The following is a 19,384-nucleotide window of genomic DNA, read 5'->3' as shown; positions in this document are numbered from 1 at the left end:
GTTCTTACTGCGCCTGAAGGGCATCGAGCACCGCCTCGGGGGTGATGGGAAGCTCATCGATCGGCTGCCCGAGCGCATCGGCCACCGCATTCGCTATGGCGGCCGCGACAGGAACGATCGGCGGCTCTGCTACACCTTTCACGCCGTAGGGTCCGGCTGCGCTTGCATGTTCGAGCAGCACCATCTCAACGTCTGGCATATCAACGGCCAACGGCAATCCGTACGTCTCCAATGACCGCTGCATGTACCTGCCAGCGTCGATGTCAAGGCGCTCCCAGAGCGCGTGACCGATACCTTGCGCGACCGCTCCCTGGATCTGGCCTTCGACGCCGTCAGGATTGATGATGCCGCCGACCTCCTGGGCAACGACGTAGCGCAGCACGGCGACCTTCCCCGTCACCGGATCGACCTCGACCTCCGCGACGTGGACATGGTATGTCGGAATCGGCCAAGCGGAGAACAGCATGCCGGTGGCACATGTCGGGTCAGATGTCGGCGGCGGCGTCACGTACGAGGCACTCGCGGCTATCGGTCCGTCGGTGAACATCGCGGTCGTCGCCACTTCGGCCAACGATATCCGGGATGATGGGACGCCCCTGACCTGAACGAAGCCAGACTCGACGACGATATCCTCTTGCGCAGCCTCGAGCATCGACGCAGCCGTCTTCTCGACCGACCTCCTGACCGCTGCCGTCGCATTGAAGACAGCCCTGCCGACAACATGCGTTGTCCGACTGCCTTGTGATCCGGCGTCATACGCCGCCACATCGGTATCGGGCATACTCACGACCACCTGATCGGCGAATAGGCCGAGACCTTCAGCTGCGATCTGGCGTAGCCCCATCGTGACCGCGCCCGATCCGTTGTCGGTCGCCGCCGTCACGACTCCGAGAGTGCCATCCTCGTTGAGCTTGACCGTGGCTTGGCCGGGCATCGGGTTCGTGAGCCAGACGGTCGCTGCGATGCCGACGCCGCGGTTGGGCCCTTTGCTGAGCTCGGCCCACGGCGCCCTGTCCTCGACTGCAGCGAACGCCTCTGCGAGTATCGATGCGTCCTCCAGGACCTGTCCGTTCAACATGGCGTCACCATCGTGAGCGAGAGCGCCCAGACGAAACTCCCGCCGGTCCATGCCGAGTTCGAGGGCGATGTGATCCATGTGCCGCTCGAGAGCGAACACGAGATGCGGACCACTCACACCGCGGAACGCACCCGTAGGAGCCGTATTCGTATAGACCGATCGCGCCACCACCCTTGCAGTACCGACTCAATACACGGATCCGAACATGAACATCGGGATACTGGTGAGGAACGGTGCATCGATCGCGTACGCACCACTGTCGAAGACCACATCGACGTCCTGGGCAAGGATCGTTCCGTCGCTCGAAAGCGCCGAGCGAATCGTGACGACTGCGTTCTCGCGACACGGTGCCGTCAAGAGGTCTTCGTACCGGGAATCGACCATCTTGATCGGCCGCCCCGTTCGTCGTGCAAGGAGCGCCGCGTACGCCTCGAGGCCTATGTCCAACTTGGCGCCGAAGGCACCACCGATGTGATGGCCTATGACGCGTACTGACGACTTCGAGATACCAAGTGTTTGCGCCACCCGGTCGCGAACATTGAAAGGGAACTGATGAGAGACATGGATCGTGTATCGACCGCCCTCGGAGGTCGCCAGTGCCATTTTCATTTCAAGATATCCCTGGTACTGCCTCGGGGTCCGGTAGGTGTCCTCCACCACCAGGTCAGCTGCCTCGAACGCGGCATCCACATCCCCGGGATCAGCTACGACCTCGCTCAGGATGTTGCCGCGGCGCGGCATTCACCGTCGTTCATCGTCTTGAAACTCGCCCATTGCGGATGAACGAGTCTCGCTCCATCCTCCAAATCCTCACTCGGCGTGGCGACGGCCACCTGCTCCTCGATGTCGAACTCGATCGCTCGAACCGCAGCCTCGGCCAATTCCGGTGTCTCAGCGACCACGGCTGCGAGGGGTTCCCCCTCATAGGCTATGTACTCATCAGCGAACAGGGGCATGTCGAACAAGACCATGCCGGTTCGACCGAGTGGCGCGTCGGCGGCGATGTCGATGGAGATGACCAGACCTGCGGGCACGGGAGAACGGAGCAACCGTGCGTGGGCCATCCCGGGGAGGCGGAGGTCGACGCCGAAGACCGCGTCGCCGCGTACCTTCTCCTCACCGTCGCTTCGAGGGGAGCGAGGACCGACTGCCACGGTCATGTGGTCTCCTCGTCACTGAACGTCGCGATGACCGCATCGACGATCTGGCGATACCCGGTGCACCGGCAGATATTCCCGGAGATCGCGTCCTTGACCTCTGATCTGAGGGGAGTCGGATTCTCTTCCAGAAGAGCGGTGAGTGTCATCAGAAAGCCAGGAGTGCAGAAACCGCATTGGATGGCTCCCTTCGCCACGAACTGTTGCTGGAGGGCGCTGAGCGTGTCGCCGGCCGAGAGTCCCTCGACGGTGCGGACATGGCGGCCCTCGAGTGCTGCAGTGGCCAACAGGCAGGAATCGGCTGGCGCACCATCGATGAGGACCGTACAGGCCCCGCATTCACCCTCGCTGCAGCCTTCTTTCGTGCCCTTGAGGGAGTAGCCGAAGACGCGGGACGCACGATCCGCATCGAATTTCAGAACGAAAATCTGGTGATCCGGGAGAACGGCGAAGCGAGAGTGACGGTTCCGGACCTCATCAGCCTCATCACCACGGACTCCGGCTAGCCGATCACGACCGAACTCATCAGATACGGGTTCCGTGCTGACGTGCTCGTCCTCCCCTGCCCTGACCTCCTGCGAACCGAGACGGCCCTCGCTGTCATCGGCCCACGCGCGTTCGGACTCGATCTCGACTACGAACCGGCCTGCTGACAGGGGGACTCACGCCTCGTGATCGTCGCCGATCTCTGGTTCGTACCTCTCCAGATGCTCGTGGACCAGCCGAACGTCGTTGTTCTCATGGAGCGACACGATCAGACCATCATGGACCTCGAAGACGTCGACGCCGTGGTTCTCCCACGCCTTGCCCGAACGTGTCCGGGCCGTCTCGGTCCAGGTCACCGCAGCCCGCGATCCATCGATGATGGTATGGATCCGTCGGAAATCAAGATCGGCTAGCTGCCCGGACGCATGCTTGAAGAACCTCCGTGCCTCGGCTATCCCATGGACTTCGGCCTGGCCCAGAAATCGGATCTCCACGTCGTCACTCATCACGGCCAGCATTGCCTCGACGTCTCCGCTGAGATATGCCCCATAGAGTTGTTCGATGACGCTGCGCGTCTCTTCATCAGACATTGTCTCTCCTCTAGAACGTGTTGAGGTGCAGGCCACCATCGATCGGTATCGTGATTCCGGTGACCGACGCGAACACGGGGCCGCACAGTAGGACGACCAGATCCGCGATCTCCTTTCGCGTAGCGAGCAGCCCACGAGGCGTGGCCTTGACCACCTGGTCCGCCCATTCGGGGATATGGTCCTTCAGCTCTTCGAGGCTCTCGGAGATCTGGCCCGGGGCGATCGCATTGACCGTGACCTCTGGCCCAAGTTCCATGGCCATGGCTTCGGTCAAAGTGATGATCGCCGCATTCGCGAGTGTATAGATCGATCGATTACGGACGAACGCCGAGGATGCCGATATGTTGACGACCCGTCCCCATTCCTGTCGCCGCATTGCAGGTGCGACTGCCCTCATCATCAGATACGTAGACTTCGTATTGACGTTCCACACGCGATCGAAATCCTTGACTTCAAGATCCAGGAACGGAGTGGCATCGTAAGGGCCTGCATTGTTGACGAGGATGTCGATCACACCGCCAAGGGATCCCGCTGATTCGGACACGATTCGTTCAACCTCGCCTGGATCGGCCACATCGCCCTGGACGGCGACATGGCGGCCGGAGGAGACATCTCGCAGAGCCGCCACGACTTCCTCTGCCTGCTCACGTGAATGGTGGTAGTTGACACAAACAAGAGCGCCAGCGAGCGCAAGATGGTTAGCGATCTCGGCACCCAGGTTCCGTGAAGAGCCGGTCACGATCGCGCGGTGTCCTTCGAGTGATGCCATCGCTATACGATTCGATTGGTCCACGGGACGCCATCGTGCAACGCCCGAGCGTTCGCCACGGTGATCTCAACCAGGCGAACTGCGAGACGATCCGACGACCACCCCATGTGTGGCGTGATGATGACGTTCGGCAGATCCCACAAGGGAGACGCATCCGGCAACGGCTCTGCTGCGGTCACATCCAGGGCAGCGCCCCGTAAATCCCCGTCCGTGAGGGCACGGACAAGGGCACTCTCATCTACCACGGTTCCGCGGCCAACGTTGATCAGCCAGCCTGTTCCGAGTGCGGCCAACTCCGCATCACCGACAAGCGATGATGTCGAAGGATCCCCGGGGAGCGCTATCACAAGTATGTCGGCGCGACGACACGCCTCGCGGGTCTGGTCTGCCGGCAGCACTTCATCGGCGACTCCTCGATAGTCCGAGATGTCGCGCTTCGTGCCGATCACGTACATACCCAGAGCTGAAGCCTTGCGGGCAACCGCCTCGCCGATTGAGCCAAGGCCAAGAATCGCCATCGTGCGGCCCTCGACCTCGTATGCACGGATCGGATTCCAATTCCGCTCGGCAGCCCCTCGCACGGCAGGCCCGATCCCTCGAACGACGGCCATCATCAACGCGATCGCGTGTTCCGCTACAGCTGGCGTGTGCACCCCGCTGGCAGATGTCAGCACGATCTTCCTGTCTCTCAGCAAGGGCTGCGAGAATTGATCGACACCAGCCGACATCGCTTGGACCCATCTGAGGTCGCCGCAGACGAAACGATCCTCCCACTCGTATGTGAGGAGCCCCACCGCGCCAGCTTCCAGCAGGTCGACCACATCATCAGCCGTGTCAGCGACCAATAGGCTCATGTCCGGGCGCTCCGAGAAAGCCTCGACGAGGCCCCGGGTATGAACGGGATGGAGTACGACTGCGATTCCTCTATCCATCTCGGATCACGGCCTCGAGAGCGGAGAGAGTCGGATCGATCACAGCTACATCGCCAAGACGATCGGCGGTACTACGGACGTCTTTCAGACCCGTTGATGTCCCAATCGCCACGATGACGTCGTCCTCACCAACGAGACCGTCAGCCGCTAGATACGCTGCCGCCTGGACTGCTATCACAGATGACGCCTCGAGGTACAGACCTTCGCTTGCGGCCAGGTTGAGTTGGGCGGCGATGATCTGCTCATCGTCTCCAATAACGATTGCGCTGCCCCCGGTCCGCTTCAGAGCATTCACGCCCTGATACGTGGCGACACTGCCTGCGATCGAAAAGGCAACGGAAGATCTCTGTTCGACGGTCGCGGGCAGATCGGTGTCATCTCGAAGAGACCTGGCGAAGGGACCAAGCGGCTCAGCGGCCACCATCCGGGGCGTGCGGTCAGTGTGCCCCAGTGCGACGAGGTCGGCGAAACCTCTATGGATACCGGCCAGTCCGTCTCCGTAGGCGGTCGGAACGATCACCACGTCCGGAATCCCACCCAATTGTTGGAATATCTCGTAGGAAATCGACTTGTAGCCCTCGATCCCGAACGGGTTCGACCCGATGGGCGGATCGATCAAGCCTGACATCGGTACCCAACCCAGCTCCTCGACCGCAAGCCGCATCAGGGCCCAACGGTCGGGGGGGTGCTCAAGCGCAACGACATCGGCCCCATACGCTTGCATCAACACCTTCATCGTCTCCGGCACCGAGGCCAACGTGAGTACGACACATCGGATCCCGCCAGCGGCTGCATATGCGGAGATCGCGGCACCATGGTTCCCGGTTGTGGAGACCACCACCGTGTCAGCGCCATCGAGAACCGCTTTCGTGATCGCGACCGCTGCCAGGCGATCCTTGTACGACCACGTCGGGTTCCTGGTTTCGTCCTTCAGATACAAGCGCGGGAGTCCATACCCACCACCCATTGCTTCCAGATGCAGAAGCGGCGTCCTCCCTTCGCCCAGGCTCGTCACAGCGCCGCCCTGCCGTAGCGGCAACATCGCCCTTCGCTCGAATAAACCGGGAGCCGAGGTGTCACGATCCCACGAGCGATCTGTGAACTCGTAGACAGGATGGACGTTGACGGGGATGCCCTCGGCGGCGCAAACTGAACAGCCGTACATCCAGGCGTCCTCCTCAACTCTGGCACTGCATCGCGGGCATGCCAGATAGCCAAGATACGCGCTCATCATTCGATCACTCGAAGGGAACGATCCGAGGTCGTCAGCATCTCCACTCCTGTGTCGGTGACGACCAGAGAATCTTCGATCATCATTCCGCCCCAGCCGATCTCGTAGTAGGGAGTCTCGACGCAGAACACCATTCCCGGCTCCAACGCGGTCGATGAGCCGGGCGAGATAACGGGTCGTTCGTACACCTCGGTGCCGATGGCGTGGCCACAATGATGGCGTCGATAGGGAGCGAGGCCGGCCGCCTCCACGGCAGAGACGGCTACGTCGAAGACCTGCTCAGCGGAGACTCCAGGGCGGATCATCGCGAGCTGAGCTTGCTCTCCGGCGAGGATTGCATCGTATCGTGAAGCTTGGCGCCGTGTGGGCTCCCCAACCACCGCCGTACGCCCCACGTCGGACCAGTACCCATCGAAGGTGCAGCCGACGTCGAATCGCAGAAGATCTCCCAACCGAAGCGCCCGCTCCGTGGCGCGGGCATCCGACAGCGCGCTGCGCGGCCCGGAGGTCACCACCGTGAAGCGCGGGGAACCACCGCCTGAGGCCATGGTTGCGGCTACAACACGAGCCAACTCGGTCTCGGATACGCCGACACACGCGACATCGAGCGCGGCAATGATTCCTTGCTCCGCCAGGCGTGCTGAGATCCGAAGCTTCTCGATCTCCACAGGAAGTTTCACCGAGCGCAGATCGTACATCCAGCCAACGACATCGGTTACGTTGATGCGGTGAGAAGCGAAAGCTTCGGCAAGATCAGCCGCTCCGGCGTCGACCCCGACCCGCCCGGCGACGCCCGCCTCGGAGACGGCATGGGCGACAGCTTCGTGAAAGGAGTCGTGCTGGGACGCAAGTCCCAACTCAGGCGCCGTCGCGTCGACAGACTCGAAGAAGAACGTTCCGAACGAGACGTAGTCGTGTGCCGAGATCCCCGAGTCGAAAGCTGCAGCTCCGTCTGCCGCGCTCCCGACCAGCACGGTTCGGTCCACCGACACGAGTGCCAGCATTCGGTGGGATCTGAATAGGTCACCCGCGACGCTTCGATAGCCCGTGGAATAGCCGATGTGCTCCGGCGAACCAAGCGCCAGCCAGTCGTAGGGAGAATCGTCGAGGGCGTTGCGCAGCCCGATCGCGGTCTCGATCACGACACACTCCTATCCGTCAAGGCAGCGATCACCTGATGTGAGAACCGTTCCATCGCCTCAAGAGTTTCGTCAACGGTGTCCGTAGCGAACAGCAATCCGGCGAAGACATCGACGCCAGCGTCCACATAGGCCTGTATCTGCTCCAGGACATCGTCAAGCGTGCCCACAAGATTGCGTGCCTCAAGGGGATCACCGAGACGGCCCTTCATCGTCGACCTCGTGAGCGAAGCGAGATGGCTATGGACGCGCGACGAGCGAAACCGCTCGACGGCGTCCTCGTGTCGATCATGGATCGACACCACCAACTGAAGCCCCGCGTCGAAGTGCCTCGAGGGGTCGATGTCTTCCTCGGCCTCGATACGACGGATGTCGCGCAAGCCATCGGCGTACTCACGAGGTGTCAGGCACGCCGGCAACCAACCATTCGCTGTGGTCGCTGCCCTGCGACGCGACTGGGGCGAGTTGCCCCCCGACAGGATCGGCAAGGGATCCTGGACGGGCTTTGGGAAGCTCTCGATGTCCACGAACCGGATGAACTCTCCCTCATAGGTGGCACGTCGATGTGAGAACAGAACGGCCAAGGAGTCGAGAAACTCGTCGACGTACCGTCCGCGGTGAAGCTCGCGACCTGAGTACATGGCGTCGAACTCCTCGCGGTAGGCACCGACTCCCACGCCGAGCATGAATCGGCCATCGGAGAGCTGGTCAAGGGTCGCTGCCTGTTTTGCGACGATCACCGGATGCCTGAATGGCAGCACGAGAACAGCGGTGGCGAGACGAATCGTCGTCGTGGAAGCCGCCACGAATCCCAGCAGCGTCAGGGGGTCATAAAAACGCGGCGGATCGTCGTAGTCGGACCGAACATACCTCTGCGTCGACACGTGGTCATTGCCCCACACGGAGTCAAAGCCGAGGCGTTCGGCGGCCACCGAGAGGTCGACGACCTCATTGACACTGGCGAAGGGGACCGGGTACATCATCCCTTCTGTAGCTGTCGGTATCGCAAGACCGAAGCGCGGGATCGCGGTCATGCGTGCTCTCCGACTCGACAGCGAGACAGGCTCTGGGCCCGGGCCATCGGGCCGAAGGGATGGATGACGCTCACAGCCATGGCATCACTTGACTCGCCGTCAACGCGACAACATCCTCAACGCGATCAGAGGCGACGGGGAAGAGAGCCACGGAGTCGGCGCCAGCGTCGTAGAGCGCCGAGATCTTCGCTGCGCATTCACGGGGAGTGCCTGCGATAGTGAGATCCTCCACCCAGACATCTGGCATCCCGGCGAGCACGGCGTCGTATCCGCCACGGGAGACGAGCGCATTGAGCTGATCCGAGATGCCGTAAACATCCGTCAGTGCATTGGAGCCGCGTTGTTTGTAGAACGACAGTGTTGCCTTCGCTTCCGATCTGGCTTTATCGCCATCGGCATCAACGGAATAGATCGCAAAGACCGTCACCGGGTGGGTTGAGCTCCGACCAGCTTTCTCCCTTCCTTCGTCGATCCGACGAATCGCCCATTGCACGTACTCCCGGCTTGCCCCGACGGAGAGCACCGTGCCGTCGGAGATCTCACCGGAAAGGCGTAACATGTTAGGCCCGGACACGCCCATGTGGATGGGCGTCGGGTCGCCAAGTTCGGGGTATGTGAGAGCTACATTGTCGAAAGAGAACACGTCGCCCCGACGCTCGATGCGCCCACCCCCCAAAAGCTCCCTCACGTTCACAACACACTCGCGCAACGCTGCGAGAGTCGATGGCGGGTACAGACCCATCTGATGGATCCAAGCTGGTACGCCGAGCCCCACCCCGGCGATGAGGCGGCCGCTGTGCACACGCGAGATCGTTGAAATCTCCATCGCCAGAAGGGCAGGGTGGCGGACGACCGCCGACACCACTCCAAGGCCGACCTTCACTCTCGATGTAGCGCCAAGCGCGAGCGTCGCACCTGAGATACCGCCGGTGAAGAAGAAATCCTCTGCCAGCCAAATCTCATCGAATCCGACAGACTCGGCGGTCGCTGCAGCGCTCGAAATGTGTTCGGGAGCGACCGCGCTCCCCATGACGAGTCCGAGCGAGCGCTTCGGGGCCATCAGGACGCTCCTTTCTTCAATGCCAACGTAGAACGCGACGATGGACGATAATCCGGTATACGCAATCTGGAGGAGAACAGCGAATGGCGAGTGCACAGGATGCCCGAACTCTGATCGGGCAGATCACCGCAGCCTACAACGCTCGTGACACCGACGTCCTCATGGGTCTGTATCAGCCCAATGTCGTGTACTGGAGCACCATAGGGGAACCTCGATTCGGTATCGACGCTGTGCGCCGGAACATCGACGTTCTTCATCGAAGGTTCCCCGACGAACGCATGAGCGCAAAGACCATCATCACGGATGGGGACGTGATCGTTGTCGAGTTCGAGAGCACAGGGACGAATCCCGCCGATCCTGGATACACCATCGAGTTCACCGAGGTGTTTGAGCTGCGAGACGGCATGGTCGCGTCGGTGAAGGTCTACCTTGACCCGCAAGATGTCGAACAAGAGGCTCTTTGAGGTACTGATCGTCAACTCCGTTCTGAAGCGCTGGGGACGGCGAAGCACTCGACGTCATGACCTGCGGCGAACGACCTGAGTATCGGAGCCTCACCGCGGCACCTGTCGTGCACGAGCGAACACCTCTCTTAAAACGCGCAACCCACGGGTAACTCCGATGGGTTGGGCGTCTCGCCCGCAAGCACGATGCGCTCAGATCGTCTGGATGGATCGATCGAAGGCGCGGCAGACAGTAGAGCCTTCGTGTAGGGGTGTTGAGGGAACTCGAAAAAGTTTCCGTCTCCGCAATCTCGACGATACGTCCGAGGTACATGACGGCCACACGGTCGGCAATGCGCCTCACCGTGCTGAGATCGTGGCTGATGAACAGATACGCCACCTGGCGCTGTCTCTGAATGTCCCGAAGCAACGACACGATCCTGCCGCGAATCGACTGGTCCAGCGATGATGTCGGCTCGTCAAGCACGATGAGTTCGGGGTTACTCATCAGTGCTCTTGCGATAGAGATCCTCTGCAGCTGGCCACCGGACAGCTCTCGAGGTAACCGATCCTTGTACTCCCCGCTGAGGCCAGCAAGTGTGAAAACCTCGTCCACCTTGTTCTCGACCTCGTCATCCTCGCCTCCTGAGTCATACGTTCATACGCTTGCGATCGACGATCGCTGAGCACGGATTTTCACATGATAGACGAACGTTTCAAATGTTGGACGACATTTCGTGCGATCTGCCGACCTACTCGTGATTCCTGCACCATACAGTGACCTTGCAGGGCTCAGGCGACCGTTGAATCATCACTTGCTCAGCAATACCACGCATTCTTATGCGTTCGTCGTGTAAATAGCGCGGTTGGATGGATAAGTTGTATCGACTTTTCCTAACATGGGAAGATCGGCAGCAGTCCATCGAATGCGTGGATTCGAATGCGTACACCACCTCGCTGGCCACGATGAGATCAACGAACGAGCGAACATGGTTCAGGTCACCAAGATCCAGACGTCCGGCTACGAGAGCGTCGATCGTGTGCAGGATTCCCGGAGTGGTTTGGATGGCTTCATCGCCGTCCACTCAACGGTCAGGGGGCCCGCTTTGGGAGGACTCCGGTTCCGTCGCTACCGCGATCTGGACGAAGCATTGGCCGATGCTCTGCGCTTGTCAGAAGCCATGACCTACAAGGCAGCAGCAGGGCTGCCATTCGGAGGTGGCAAAGCCGTCGTCATCGGTGACCCGCAGAGCGACAACGCCGCCGGGTTACTCACTGAATCGGTCATCCCAGATCTGCGATGCCGTGCTGTGGTCGGTTCGGCGAACAATCAGCTTCGAAGCGATGATGTCAGCGACCAACTTGCGGATCGGGGAATCGCCTACGTTCCTGACTTCATCGCAAATGCCGGGGGGTCATCAACATCGCCTCGGAGTACGGATACAGCGACGCGGACGTTTCGCAAGGCCTTGATCGGATTGCAGAAACGACGGAACGCATTCTGCGGGACTGCTATCCCACTGGGAAATCGACCCACGAGTTTGCCATCCGTCTTGCACAGGCGGCGATCCGCTGCCATCGAAGAGTGCATACAGAACAGGGAACACACTGCGGTCGACAGCAAGGCCCTGGAACCGGCCATCCGTGCGTCTCCGCGCCTTTCTCGCGTTCGTCGCGCTGCGTCATCTCTATGATGTGGTTCCTGTGTGCGATGCGCAGTTGCCTGACCCGCAACCAGGGAATGGTCGTGGCAGAAGCCATGGAAGGAACGGATGCATGTGATCCTGCCCCGCTCGGGGTTGGTTCGCCTGCACAGGGGAGGCCACGCTTCAGGCACTACGGCGGTGACACTCCCCTTAAAGAACTCGACTCCTTCGCCCCAGTCCTGCTGAACGCCACACAGAGCGTCAGCCTTACTCTCGGATGGAACCCATGACAGACAAGGACTTCTTCATCCACCGTCTCCAGGCGACTCCGGTGGTGGCCATCATCCGGGGCCTTGATCCCGCCACCGCCACAGCAACCGCTATCAAGAGTTGGGCTGCCGGTATTGCGCTTGTCGAGGTTTCGCTCGTCGGTGAGTTCGCCGAGGAGTCTCTCGCCGCCGTCGTGGATGCAGCGGAGGGGAGACACAGGGTCGGCGCCGGTACCGTGCTGTCGCCTCGCGACCTCGAACGAGCACTGGAGATCGGCGCGACCTGGGCCGTTGCTCCGAACGTATCCACCGAGACCCTCTCGGCAGCGGCTGATGCTGGCTGTCCCATGCTGCCTGGCGTCGCGACAGCAACCGACCTGGCCATCGCAATGAATCTGGGATATCCGCTCGTCAAAGCGTTCCCCGCGGCGCAACTCGGCCCCGGGTGGATGGAGGCGATGCGGGGACCGTTCCCCGCGGCGGAGTTCGTAGCAGTAGGCGGCATAACCGCCTCGAACGCTCGCACGTACCTCGATGCCGGCGCTGCCGGCGTTGGCATGGGCTCGGGATTGACAGCCGCCCTACCCCACGGCCTCACTTTTCTCGACTAGGAGCGTGGGTCAGTAGATACCTTCAATACCTGCCTGGCGCATCAACCGTTCCACGCGTTTGCGACCGACACAAATGTCTCTCCCAAGTCGTAGCTCTGCCCAGATACGAGGTGCACCGTAGGTGCCACGAGATCGGCGCCAGATCTCGGTGATCGTCTCACCCAGCTCTTGATCGGCAATCCGGCGTTGACAAGGATTCGTCTGGCGGTGTCGCCACCCATAGAACCCGGACGTTGACACACCGAGACGTGACGCCATAAACCGGATCGGGAAATCGGCCTTGTTCGCATCCGTAAACCGAAAGATCATTTCGGCAGGACATTCTCTCTGGCGAAGAAGGCTGCGGCTCGAGAGAGCAGATCACGCTCCATCTTCAACACCCTGTTCTCCTTACGCAACCGGCGCAACTCTGATAGCTCGTCAGACGTCACCCCAGGCTCGGTGCCATCGTCGATGTCGGCTTGAGCCACCCACCGGCGCAACCCCGACTCCGAGATGCCTAAATCCTCAGCCAGCTTCGGAATTGACTTGCCTCTCTCACGAGCCGGTTCAACTGCTCTCCTCCGGAACTCCTCCGGGAACGGTGCAGGGATCATCTCTCCTCTCTAGGACCCTCAAAACCCCACACCAACGTGTCCGGAGAAATGGGGGAATCTCACTCGCGGGTTTGCCGGGTCCTGGGCGGCGTGTCAAGCTTGCATCATGCAATGTGCCGCGAGAGCCCTTGTACTTCAAAGCTGGGAGTGGAAAGTGTGCAACGCGTCGTGAGGGGGGTTGTCATCGCGTCCGTGGTAGCGCTGCTGCTTGTCGCGTTCATGTGGGTCTTCCAGCGGCGCCTCATCTACCTCCCCTCCCAGGCTGTGCCTGATGTGGCCACCGCGCTGCCCGGTGCCGTAGAGGTGACCTTTCCCACCGAAGATGGGTTGACCTTGGCGGCGTGGCTGCTGCCTGCCCGACGAGACTCCAACGGGGCCACCGTGATCCTGTTCACCGGCAACGCAGGCAACCGGAGTGATCGAGCTCCGCTCGCGCAAGCGCTGGCAGACCACGGCTACGGCGTGCTGCTTGTCGACTACCGGGGATACGGAGGGAACCCTGGCAGTCCCACGGAGAACGGCCTCATCGCCGATGGGAGAGCCGCGGTCGCCTATCTCGAGACTCGCCCGGACATCGATGCCGACCTTCTGGTGTACTTCGGCGAGTCCCTCGGCGCGGCTGTGGCGATCGGTGTAGCGGAGCAGCGACCGCCGGCAGCTCTCGTGCTGCGTTCGCCCTTCGCGTCGCTCCCCGAAATCGGATCGGTCCACTACCCGTTCCTGCCGATATCGCTGTTGATGTGGGACCGCTTTCCGAATGTCGAGAGGATCCCCGGAATCGATGTCCCCATCCTCATCGTGGCAGGTTCAGCCGACAGCATCGTGCCCACTGATCAGAGTCGCCGCGTGTACGAAGCGGCTTCTCACCCAAAGGAAATCGTGATAATCGAGGGTGCGAATCACAACGACTTGGCGTTGACGTCAGGTACCCCACTCGTGGCCGCGGTCGCAGCCTTCCTCGATGAGTTCGTTCGCCCCTGACCTTTTCTAGTTCCTCCAGGCTCTGTGTCACGCAAGGTTGACATAGAGGGAAACGCAGCACTTTCGCCCAGTGGGTGTGATTCTCAGCGCTTGACTTCGGCCCCGCAAACGTAGAAACTCCCGTCGATACTGGGGTGCTGAGCAGTGGGCGTTGACGGATTCGAACCGCCGACTTCTTCCTTGTAAGGGAAGCCCTCAACTTCCGAAAACCCCTGTAAACATTGGGGTTTTGACTGAAATTACCGTAGGGTGTCCGCAAAGTGTCCGCAGAACTTCCTTCGGACGTCACCAACGGCGGGTTCTGCCGTCATCGACCGGTGCCGATCATGCCCGGTGTTGGTAGTGCCTCCGGGTGAATGTGGGTGTACGTTCTCAAGGTCACCGTCGGGTCGACGTGACCTAAGTAACTTTGCACTTGTGGCACGGTCCAGGCGTCAACGACGAACAGCCGTGTCGCCACTGTGTGGCGTAGGTCGTGCGGTTTCAAATCCCCAACCCCTGCAACTTCGACTATCCGGTTCCAAGTACGGGACCGCCAATTGTCGTACCGTATCGGCCCGCCGCGTGCGGCGACAAACAACCAACCCTCCAACGAGGCCAGTGTTTGAGACGCCATATGTCGTTGCAAACGGGCTTGTAGGCCATCCGGCATGGGGATCGAACGGCCACCGCTACGGCCCTTCACCGGTCCGAGCCCTTCACGGCGTGACATTGACTGCCGAATGTGGAGCATTCCCCCGTCGACGTCGACACGTTTCAAGGCGATAGCTTCACCAATTCGGAGCCCGGCACGAGCCATGACATGCACCATTGCGGCGCTGGACTCGTCTACGGCTTCGGCGGCGTCCAAAACCGCTTCGATTTCATCATCTGTGAGAGCCCGCCCCACACGGTTCGGCCGTTGCGTCGGTCTCGGTATCCGATCACACGGGTTCGACCGTAGCGCCCCATCTCCGACAGCGACGCCGAAGATTGCACTCAGTTTCTGCAAGGCTTTCGCCTTCGTCGCCGGTGCCACATCGAGACCCGCCAGCCAGGCCGCTACCTCAGATCGCCGCACAGACCCCACGGCACGGGTTCCAAAGTGTGGCAAAACCAGCGAACGCAAAAACGCGCTGTCCTGGTCACGGGTCGCTCGGGCAAGGTGCGACCGGGTGCGACACCACCGCTCAGCCATCTCCGCCACCGTCGCCCGGCCCAGACGTGCATCAATGTAGTCCCCCCGAAGCACGTCGGCGCTGACTGTCACGAGGAACCGATCAGCGTCGATCTTCCGCTTGAAGTTGCGAGACCGTTCACGGCCCGACGGGTCACGATACCGGACCTGCCAACGGCCGCTCTTTGGGTGCTTTCTGACGTGCGCCATCAGTTATTCTCCTTTTCTGGAAACTCTTCTTTGAGAACCTCCGTCAATTTCGAAACCGCGGCCCTTAGATCCGCGCGAATCTGCTTGTCGCGTTTCTTTTTCATGTCGTCGCGAAAGTTCGCTAGCTGACCGTCAGTGAGGTCGTCGGCAGCGATGCTGAAAAGCAGCGCCGACAGCTCGTTACGACCGGTGGTCGCTTGAGTGGAAATCGTGATGTCCGGGCGGCCAGGTATTCCCCACACCTTGGTTGTCGGACCGCGAAGTGGCCTTGGGGTAGCGACCCCCACACCCTCAGGCGGCAAGACCAACTCCCACAATGGAACCTCGAAAATCTCGCACAATGCGACAAGCTCGGGCCATCGCATATTGCGACGACGGGCACCCTCAAGGTCGGCGACAACAAAACGGGTGTACTTCTCTTCGAGGTAGGCGGACAACATCTTCGCTAGCAGCGTCTTAGTCCCACGTTCCATCGTCCCGCCGACGCGAATGCCCCGCTGTCGGAGGCGCTCCACGTTCTGCCCGACAATCTGATTGAGAGTGAGTGTCATATCCATATGACACATTCTAGACGTATTCGTACCACTGTGCAACCATGCGATAGCAACCCGACAGGAGGCAACGCATGGCAACCCCAACCCAACTACTCACGAACGATCAACTCGCCGACGAACTCGGGGTTCATCATTCCACAACCGCACAATGGCGACTCATCGCAGGACAAGGCCCACGCTTCATCAAGGTGGGCGCTTCGGTTCGCTACCGCCGCAGCGACATTGAAGAATGGCTCACTAGCCAGACGCGCGCCGGGACCAAGACCGACGCATGAACCGCCGACCCCGCCGCAAGAGGACCGCACGACGGGATCGTTGCACCTGTGCCGTCGGCCCGTGCTATTCGTGCGCCGAAATTGTCGCACGTCGCAAGGTGGCATGGCGCCGACTCCATGAGATGTCCCGATGACCGACAACGGCCCAACCGAACAGGATCACTTGACCGCCAAGCAAACGAAAGAAGAATTCGACAAGTGGCAGCGCCAGGACGAGGTGCAACAGATACGCGCAACCGGGAGTCTCGGCTCGACGCTCGGCTCGACGGACGGGTTCTACACCCTCAAGGAACTGATGGCGCACACGTTCCCTCCTCCGCGCTGGGCCGTGGAAGGTGTTCTCCCAGATGGGCTAACACTCCTTGGCGGCCGACCAAAGATCGGGAAAAGCTGGTTGGTTCTCAATCTTGCGTTAGCCGTCGCATCCGGGGGCAAGGCGCTCGGATCAATCGACGTTGAACAAGGCACCGCTCTGTTCGTGGCCCTCGAAGATCACCCACGGCGCTTGCAACAGCGCATACGGATGCTCCTCGGGGATGAAGTGCCAGCAGGTGATTTCATAGTGCGTCACGAGTGGCGACCGATCAGCAAAGACGGGGGCGGCATCGACGACTTCCGGGACTTCATCACCAAGCACCCCGAGACCCGACTAGTCGTGATCGACACGTTGCAGCATGTGAGGCCATCCGGTAACAGCAACCGAATCTACGGCGACGACTACGACGCACTAATCCCACTCCAACGCTGCGCCGCCGAAACAGGTGTCAGCTTCGTCGTGGTGCATCACCTCAACAAACTTTCCGACCCCGAGGACTGGCTCGATTCCATCTCAGGGTCGACGGGCTTGACCGGCGCTTGCGATACCGTGATCGGAATCTTTCGTGATCGGGGCCGACCCGATGCGGTCCTCAAAGGTACTGGGCGAGAAATCGACGAATATGAATATGCCCTCAATTTGAAGGGGGGCTTGTGGACCCTACTCGGACCGGCGGATGAGTGGCGCACCTCGACAGCCCGAGCCGAAATTGTCAAGGCGGTTCGCGAACACGGAGAGCCGATGTCGCCGAAGGAAGTCTCGGACATCCTCGACAAGTCCCCGGGCGCAGTTCGGAAGCTGATGGCGCAGATGAGTCGTGATGGAGACCTCAACTCGACGGGTGACGGCAGATACACCCTTACCAACCCCGGTAACTTCGGTAACTCGGTAACACCCGACAACCCTTCAACTGTTACAGAGTTACCACTGTTACCCACTTTGAGGGGGGAAGGTGATTCTAAGAACCCCCCTAAGTCCCATTCCTCAGAAGACAACGTGTTAGACCTCACGGCCATCGCCGAAGCTCTCGACGCCGAACTCATCCCCAACGGTGGCACCGAATGAGTCACACCCAACCCGTGCGGTCCCCCAATTTTCCTTCCGGAAGGAAAATCTGTCGTGGACCCGTCACCGTTCCCCCAATTTTGTAGGGGTGGGACTATGAAAAACCGTCCGAAACGAAGTCGGGACTTCTGGCCGAAACTGCTACATGACGCCGCCGACATCGTAAACCGCCGGGGCGAGACAACGCTACGCCAACTCCATTACCTGCTCGCAAGTGCAGACAATGAGTACAGGAACGTGTACACCGATTACGACCAACTCTCGAAGCGGACCGCTCAAGGGCGGCGAGAATTGTGGTTCCCTTCGCTTACGGATTACACCCGCTCCATCTATCAGCGTGGTGGTGTCAATTCGGTTAGTGACGCTCTCCTAGATGCGGCGCACGGGTACAAGCGTGACTACCGGGACGGCCAACCGACCGAAGTGTGGATAGTAGTCGAGAAAGCGGCACTGCTCGGAATGGCCGCCGAATGGTCACAACCGTATGGCATCCCATACGTCGCACTCGGTGGATACGGAAGCCAGACGATCATGGATGACATCGTTAGCAGTGTGGGCGACGAAGCTGTTGTCCTGTACATCGGTGACTTCGATCCGTCGGGCGTTGACATCCAGCGAGACTTCACGGACAAAACCGGGCAAGTGTGGTCCGACATCATCCACATTGCGGTCACCAGTGAACAAGTGACCGAGTACAACCTACCACCCGCCCCAGGGAAAACCGGAGACTCAAGGGCTGCGAGCTTCATCGCCGAGCATGGCTCACTGTTCCAAGTCGAAGCCGAAGCGTTCGAGGTATTCCATCCCACCGTACTCGCCGAGCTTGTCACCGCCGCCATCGAGGAACACACCGATATGGCCCAACTTAGACAAGTACAACACGACGAGATAGGCGAACGGGAATCCATCATCGAGTTCGTGGATAGCTTCAATGAGACCCCAGAAGAAACTGATGAGTGAGACCGTGGCAACCAAAGCCGGGCGTCTCCTCGCTACTGGACGTCTTACCGTGCGGTCCCTCACCGCTGACATAATCACCGCCGCCATTGTTGGGGACCACGGCACATATCGTGTCGGCTGCAACCCCAACGGCTGGTACTGCAGCTGCCCTACCCCTACCCCTCGGTGTAGCCATATCGCCGCATTGAAGCGAGTCATTCTCACCCCACCGAGAACCCCACAAGACCCGAACGTGAAAACTTTCACAAACCCGAATGGACGGAAGGAACCCGCAGCATGACCTACCCACCCGACTGGCAAACCATCGTACTCGCCGACCTCGACAACATCATTGCCCGACTCACCGCCGTACTCGCCGCACTCACCCCACCGGATCGTCAAGTTAGTATCCTCACTGAGGATACTAACTACCGTCAGTTAGCGCACCTGAGGTTCCCCCCAATGACCGGTCACCTCGATTGAGAGGTAATCATGTCAGTTATGGAACAACAACAAGAACAACGACGGGGTGGGGTTCGGCGGTCGTTCACGGGTGAGTTCAAAGCCGATGCGGTATCGATGGTGCTCGATGATGAGCGCAAGATCATCGATGTTGCTCAGGCTTTGGGGATTGGTGACGGCACGCTGGGCAACTGGGTCCGCCAGGCCCGCACCGATCGTGGCGAACGTGAAGGGTTGACGAGCGAGGAGAAGGCCGAACTGGGCAGGCTCCGTAAGGAGAATACCCGTCTACGGATGGAACGAGATCTACTCAAACGAGCGACGGCCTTCTGGGTGAAGGAATCGGGACAGTGACCCGCTACAGGTGGGTCACTGACCGGAAGGC

General features: G+C 60.5%; 25 protein-coding genes, 1 tRNA gene and 1 pseudogene. 10 read left to right on the top strand and 17 right to left on the bottom strand.

Annotation, left to right across the window (positions count from 1 at the left end):
• Positions 1-4: 4 nt before the first annotated feature.
• The 4 genes from IIC71_12705 to IIC71_12690 are packed head-to-tail and all read right to left on the bottom strand — an operon-like array spanning position 5 to position 2,663.
• Positions 5-1,246 (bottom strand): molybdopterin-dependent oxidoreductase, encoded by a 1,242-nt coding sequence (locus IIC71_12705; GenBank protein ID MCH7670040.1) that lies wholly within the window; start codon positions 1,244-1,246, stop codon positions 5-7.
• A gap of 18 nt (positions 1,247-1,264) precedes the next feature.
• Positions 1,265-1,819, bottom strand: a complete 555-nt coding sequence (locus IIC71_12700) for a molybdopterin-dependent oxidoreductase (protein ID MCH7670039.1) — start codon at positions 1,817-1,819, stop codon at positions 1,265-1,267.
• A complete protein-coding gene (locus IIC71_12695) occupies positions 1,795-2,238 on the bottom strand; it encodes a hypothetical protein (GenBank protein ID MCH7670038.1) in 444 nt (147 codons plus the stop codon). The genes IIC71_12700 and IIC71_12695 overlap by 25 nt, the downstream gene beginning before the upstream one ends.
• A complete protein-coding gene (locus IIC71_12690) occupies positions 2,235-2,663 on the bottom strand; it encodes a (2Fe-2S)-binding protein (GenBank protein MCH7670037.1) in 429 nt (142 codons plus the stop codon). The genes IIC71_12695 and IIC71_12690 overlap by 4 nt, the downstream gene beginning before the upstream one ends.
• A gap of 120 nt (positions 2,664-2,783) precedes the next feature.
• On the opposite strand from IIC71_12690, the gene IIC71_12685 reads away from it, so the two are divergent.
• The gene (locus tag IIC71_12685) at positions 2,784-2,888 is read left to right on the top strand and encodes a DUF917 family protein (protein MCH7670036.1); all 105 of its coding nucleotides are present in this window, start codon (positions 2,784-2,786) and stop codon (positions 2,886-2,888) included.
• A 9-nt stretch (positions 2,889-2,897) separates the two neighbouring features.
• Here the strand turns inward: IIC71_12685 and IIC71_12680 are convergent, their stop codons facing one another.
• From IIC71_12680 to IIC71_12650, 7 genes are all read right to left on the bottom strand, one after another.
• Positions 2,898-3,311: a nuclear transport factor 2 family protein gene (locus IIC71_12680; GenBank protein MCH7670035.1), complete on the bottom strand. Its 414-nt coding sequence runs from the start codon at positions 3,309-3,311 to the stop codon at positions 2,898-2,900.
• 10 nt (positions 3,312-3,321) lie between these two features.
• On the bottom strand, positions 3,322-4,080 hold the full coding sequence (locus IIC71_12675; protein MCH7670034.1) for an SDR family oxidoreductase: 759 nt from the start codon (positions 4,078-4,080) through the stop codon (positions 3,322-3,324).
• 2 nt (positions 4,081-4,082) lie between these two features.
• The gene (locus tag IIC71_12670; protein MCH7670033.1) at positions 4,083-4,934 is read right to left on the bottom strand and encodes a D-2-hydroxyacid dehydrogenase; all 852 of its coding nucleotides are present in this window, start codon (positions 4,932-4,934) and stop codon (positions 4,083-4,085) included.
• 70 nt (positions 4,935-5,004) lie between these two features.
• Positions 5,005-6,054 (bottom strand): pyridoxal-phosphate dependent enzyme, encoded by a 1,050-nt coding sequence (locus IIC71_12665; protein ID MCH7670032.1) that lies wholly within the window; start codon positions 6,052-6,054, stop codon positions 5,005-5,007.
• Between the two features lie 188 nt (positions 6,055-6,242).
• The gene (locus tag IIC71_12660; GenBank protein MCH7670031.1) at positions 6,243-7,385 is read right to left on the bottom strand and encodes an aminopeptidase P family protein; all 1,143 of its coding nucleotides are present in this window, start codon (positions 7,383-7,385) and stop codon (positions 6,243-6,245) included.
• On the bottom strand, positions 7,382-8,416 hold the full coding sequence (locus tag IIC71_12655) for a TIGR03619 family F420-dependent LLM class oxidoreductase (GenBank protein ID MCH7670030.1): 1,035 nt from the start codon (positions 8,414-8,416) through the stop codon (positions 7,382-7,384). The genes IIC71_12660 and IIC71_12655 overlap by 4 nt, the downstream gene beginning before the upstream one ends.
• Positions 8,417-8,486: 70 nt before the next feature.
• A complete protein-coding gene (locus IIC71_12650) occupies positions 8,487-9,476 on the bottom strand; it encodes an LLM class flavin-dependent oxidoreductase (protein ID MCH7670029.1) in 990 nt (329 codons plus the stop codon).
• An 83-nt stretch (positions 9,477-9,559) separates the two neighbouring features.
• On the opposite strand from IIC71_12650, the gene IIC71_12645 reads away from it, so the two are divergent.
• Positions 9,560-9,940 carry a nuclear transport factor 2 family protein gene (locus tag IIC71_12645; GenBank protein ID MCH7670028.1) on the top strand — a complete coding sequence of 127 codons (381 nt, stop codon included), beginning with the start codon at positions 9,560-9,562 and terminating at the stop codon, positions 9,938-9,940.
• A 128-nt stretch (positions 9,941-10,068) separates the two neighbouring features.
• On the opposite strand, the pseudogene IIC71_12640 reads toward IIC71_12645, so the two are convergent.
• Positions 10,069-10,535: pseudogene (locus IIC71_12640) on the bottom strand (ABC transporter ATP-binding protein).
• Between the two features lie 373 nt (positions 10,536-10,908).
• Here IIC71_12640 and IIC71_12635 point away from each other — a divergent pair.
• Positions 10,909-11,613: a hypothetical protein gene (locus tag IIC71_12635; GenBank protein MCH7670027.1), complete on the top strand. Its 705-nt coding sequence runs from the start codon at positions 10,909-10,911 to the stop codon at positions 11,611-11,613.
• Between the two features lie 238 nt (positions 11,614-11,851).
• Complete coding sequence (locus tag IIC71_12630) at positions 11,852-12,445, top strand: bifunctional 4-hydroxy-2-oxoglutarate aldolase/2-dehydro-3-deoxy-phosphogluconate aldolase (protein ID MCH7670026.1); 594 nt, start codon at positions 11,852-11,854, stop codon at positions 12,443-12,445.
• 9 nt (positions 12,446-12,454) lie between these two features.
• Here IIC71_12630 and IIC71_12625 read toward each other — a convergent pair whose 3' ends face one another.
• Positions 12,455-12,754 carry a transposase gene (locus IIC71_12625; protein ID MCH7670025.1) on the bottom strand — a complete coding sequence of 100 codons (300 nt, stop codon included), beginning with the start codon at positions 12,752-12,754 and terminating at the stop codon, positions 12,455-12,457.
• Positions 12,751-13,041, bottom strand: coding sequence for a transposase (locus tag IIC71_12620; GenBank protein ID MCH7670024.1), 291 nt, complete (start codon positions 13,039-13,041; stop codon positions 12,751-12,753). Before IIC71_12620 ends, IIC71_12625 begins: the two co-directional genes overlap by 4 nt.
• 156 nt (positions 13,042-13,197) lie before the next feature.
• On the opposite strand from IIC71_12620, the gene IIC71_12615 reads away from it, so the two are divergent.
• Positions 13,198-14,022 carry an alpha/beta hydrolase gene (locus IIC71_12615; GenBank protein MCH7670023.1) on the top strand — a complete coding sequence of 275 codons (825 nt, stop codon included), beginning with the start codon at positions 13,198-13,200 and terminating at the stop codon, positions 14,020-14,022.
• A gap of 145 nt (positions 14,023-14,167) precedes the next feature.
• Here the strand turns inward: IIC71_12615 and IIC71_12610 are convergent.
• From IIC71_12610 to IIC71_12600, 3 genes are all read right to left on the bottom strand, one after another.
• A tRNA-Val gene (locus IIC71_12610) sits at positions 14,168-14,235 on the bottom strand.
• Between the two features lie 94 nt (positions 14,236-14,329).
• Positions 14,330-15,388: a site-specific integrase gene (locus IIC71_12605; protein ID MCH7670022.1), complete on the bottom strand. Its 1,059-nt coding sequence runs from the start codon at positions 15,386-15,388 to the stop codon at positions 14,330-14,332.
• Positions 15,388-15,945 carry a hypothetical protein gene (locus tag IIC71_12600; protein MCH7670021.1) on the bottom strand — a complete coding sequence of 186 codons (558 nt, stop codon included), beginning with the start codon at positions 15,943-15,945 and terminating at the stop codon, positions 15,388-15,390. Before IIC71_12600 ends, IIC71_12605 begins: the two co-directional genes overlap by 1 nt.
• Before the next feature lie 68 nt (positions 15,946-16,013).
• Here IIC71_12600 and IIC71_12595 point away from each other — a divergent pair, with 68 nt between their 5' ends.
• The 5 genes from IIC71_12595 to IIC71_12575 all read left to right on the top strand — a co-directional run bounded on the left by IIC71_12595 (position 16,014) and on the right by IIC71_12575 (position 19,353).
• A complete protein-coding gene (locus IIC71_12595) occupies positions 16,014-16,217 on the top strand; it encodes a helix-turn-helix domain-containing protein (GenBank protein MCH7670020.1) in 204 nt (67 codons plus the stop codon).
• Positions 16,218-16,347: 130 nt separating this feature from the next.
• Positions 16,348-17,598, top strand: coding sequence for an AAA family ATPase (locus IIC71_12590; GenBank protein MCH7670019.1), 1,251 nt, complete (start codon positions 16,348-16,350; stop codon positions 17,596-17,598).
• Positions 17,599-17,694: 96 nt separating this feature from the next.
• A complete protein-coding gene (locus IIC71_12585) occupies positions 17,695-18,558 on the top strand; it encodes a hypothetical protein (protein MCH7670018.1) in 864 nt (287 codons plus the stop codon).
• A gap of 276 nt (positions 18,559-18,834) precedes the next feature.
• Positions 18,835-19,020: a hypothetical protein gene (locus tag IIC71_12580; protein ID MCH7670017.1), complete on the top strand. Its 186-nt coding sequence runs from the start codon at positions 18,835-18,837 to the stop codon at positions 19,018-19,020.
• Positions 19,021-19,038: 18 nt separating this feature from the next.
• Positions 19,039-19,353, top strand: coding sequence for a transposase (locus IIC71_12575; GenBank protein ID MCH7670016.1), 315 nt, complete (start codon positions 19,039-19,041; stop codon positions 19,351-19,353).
• The last annotated feature ends 31 nt before the right edge of the window (positions 19,354-19,384 follow it).

The sequence above is a fragment of the Acidobacteriota bacterium genome, from assembly GCA_022562055.1.
Taxonomy (GTDB): domain Bacteria; phylum Actinomycetota; class Acidimicrobiia; order Spongiisociales; family UBA5794; genus BMS3BBIN02.
The sequence above is the reverse complement of the archived record's forward strand: the minus strand, read 5'-3'. Positions and strand labels throughout refer to the sequence as shown.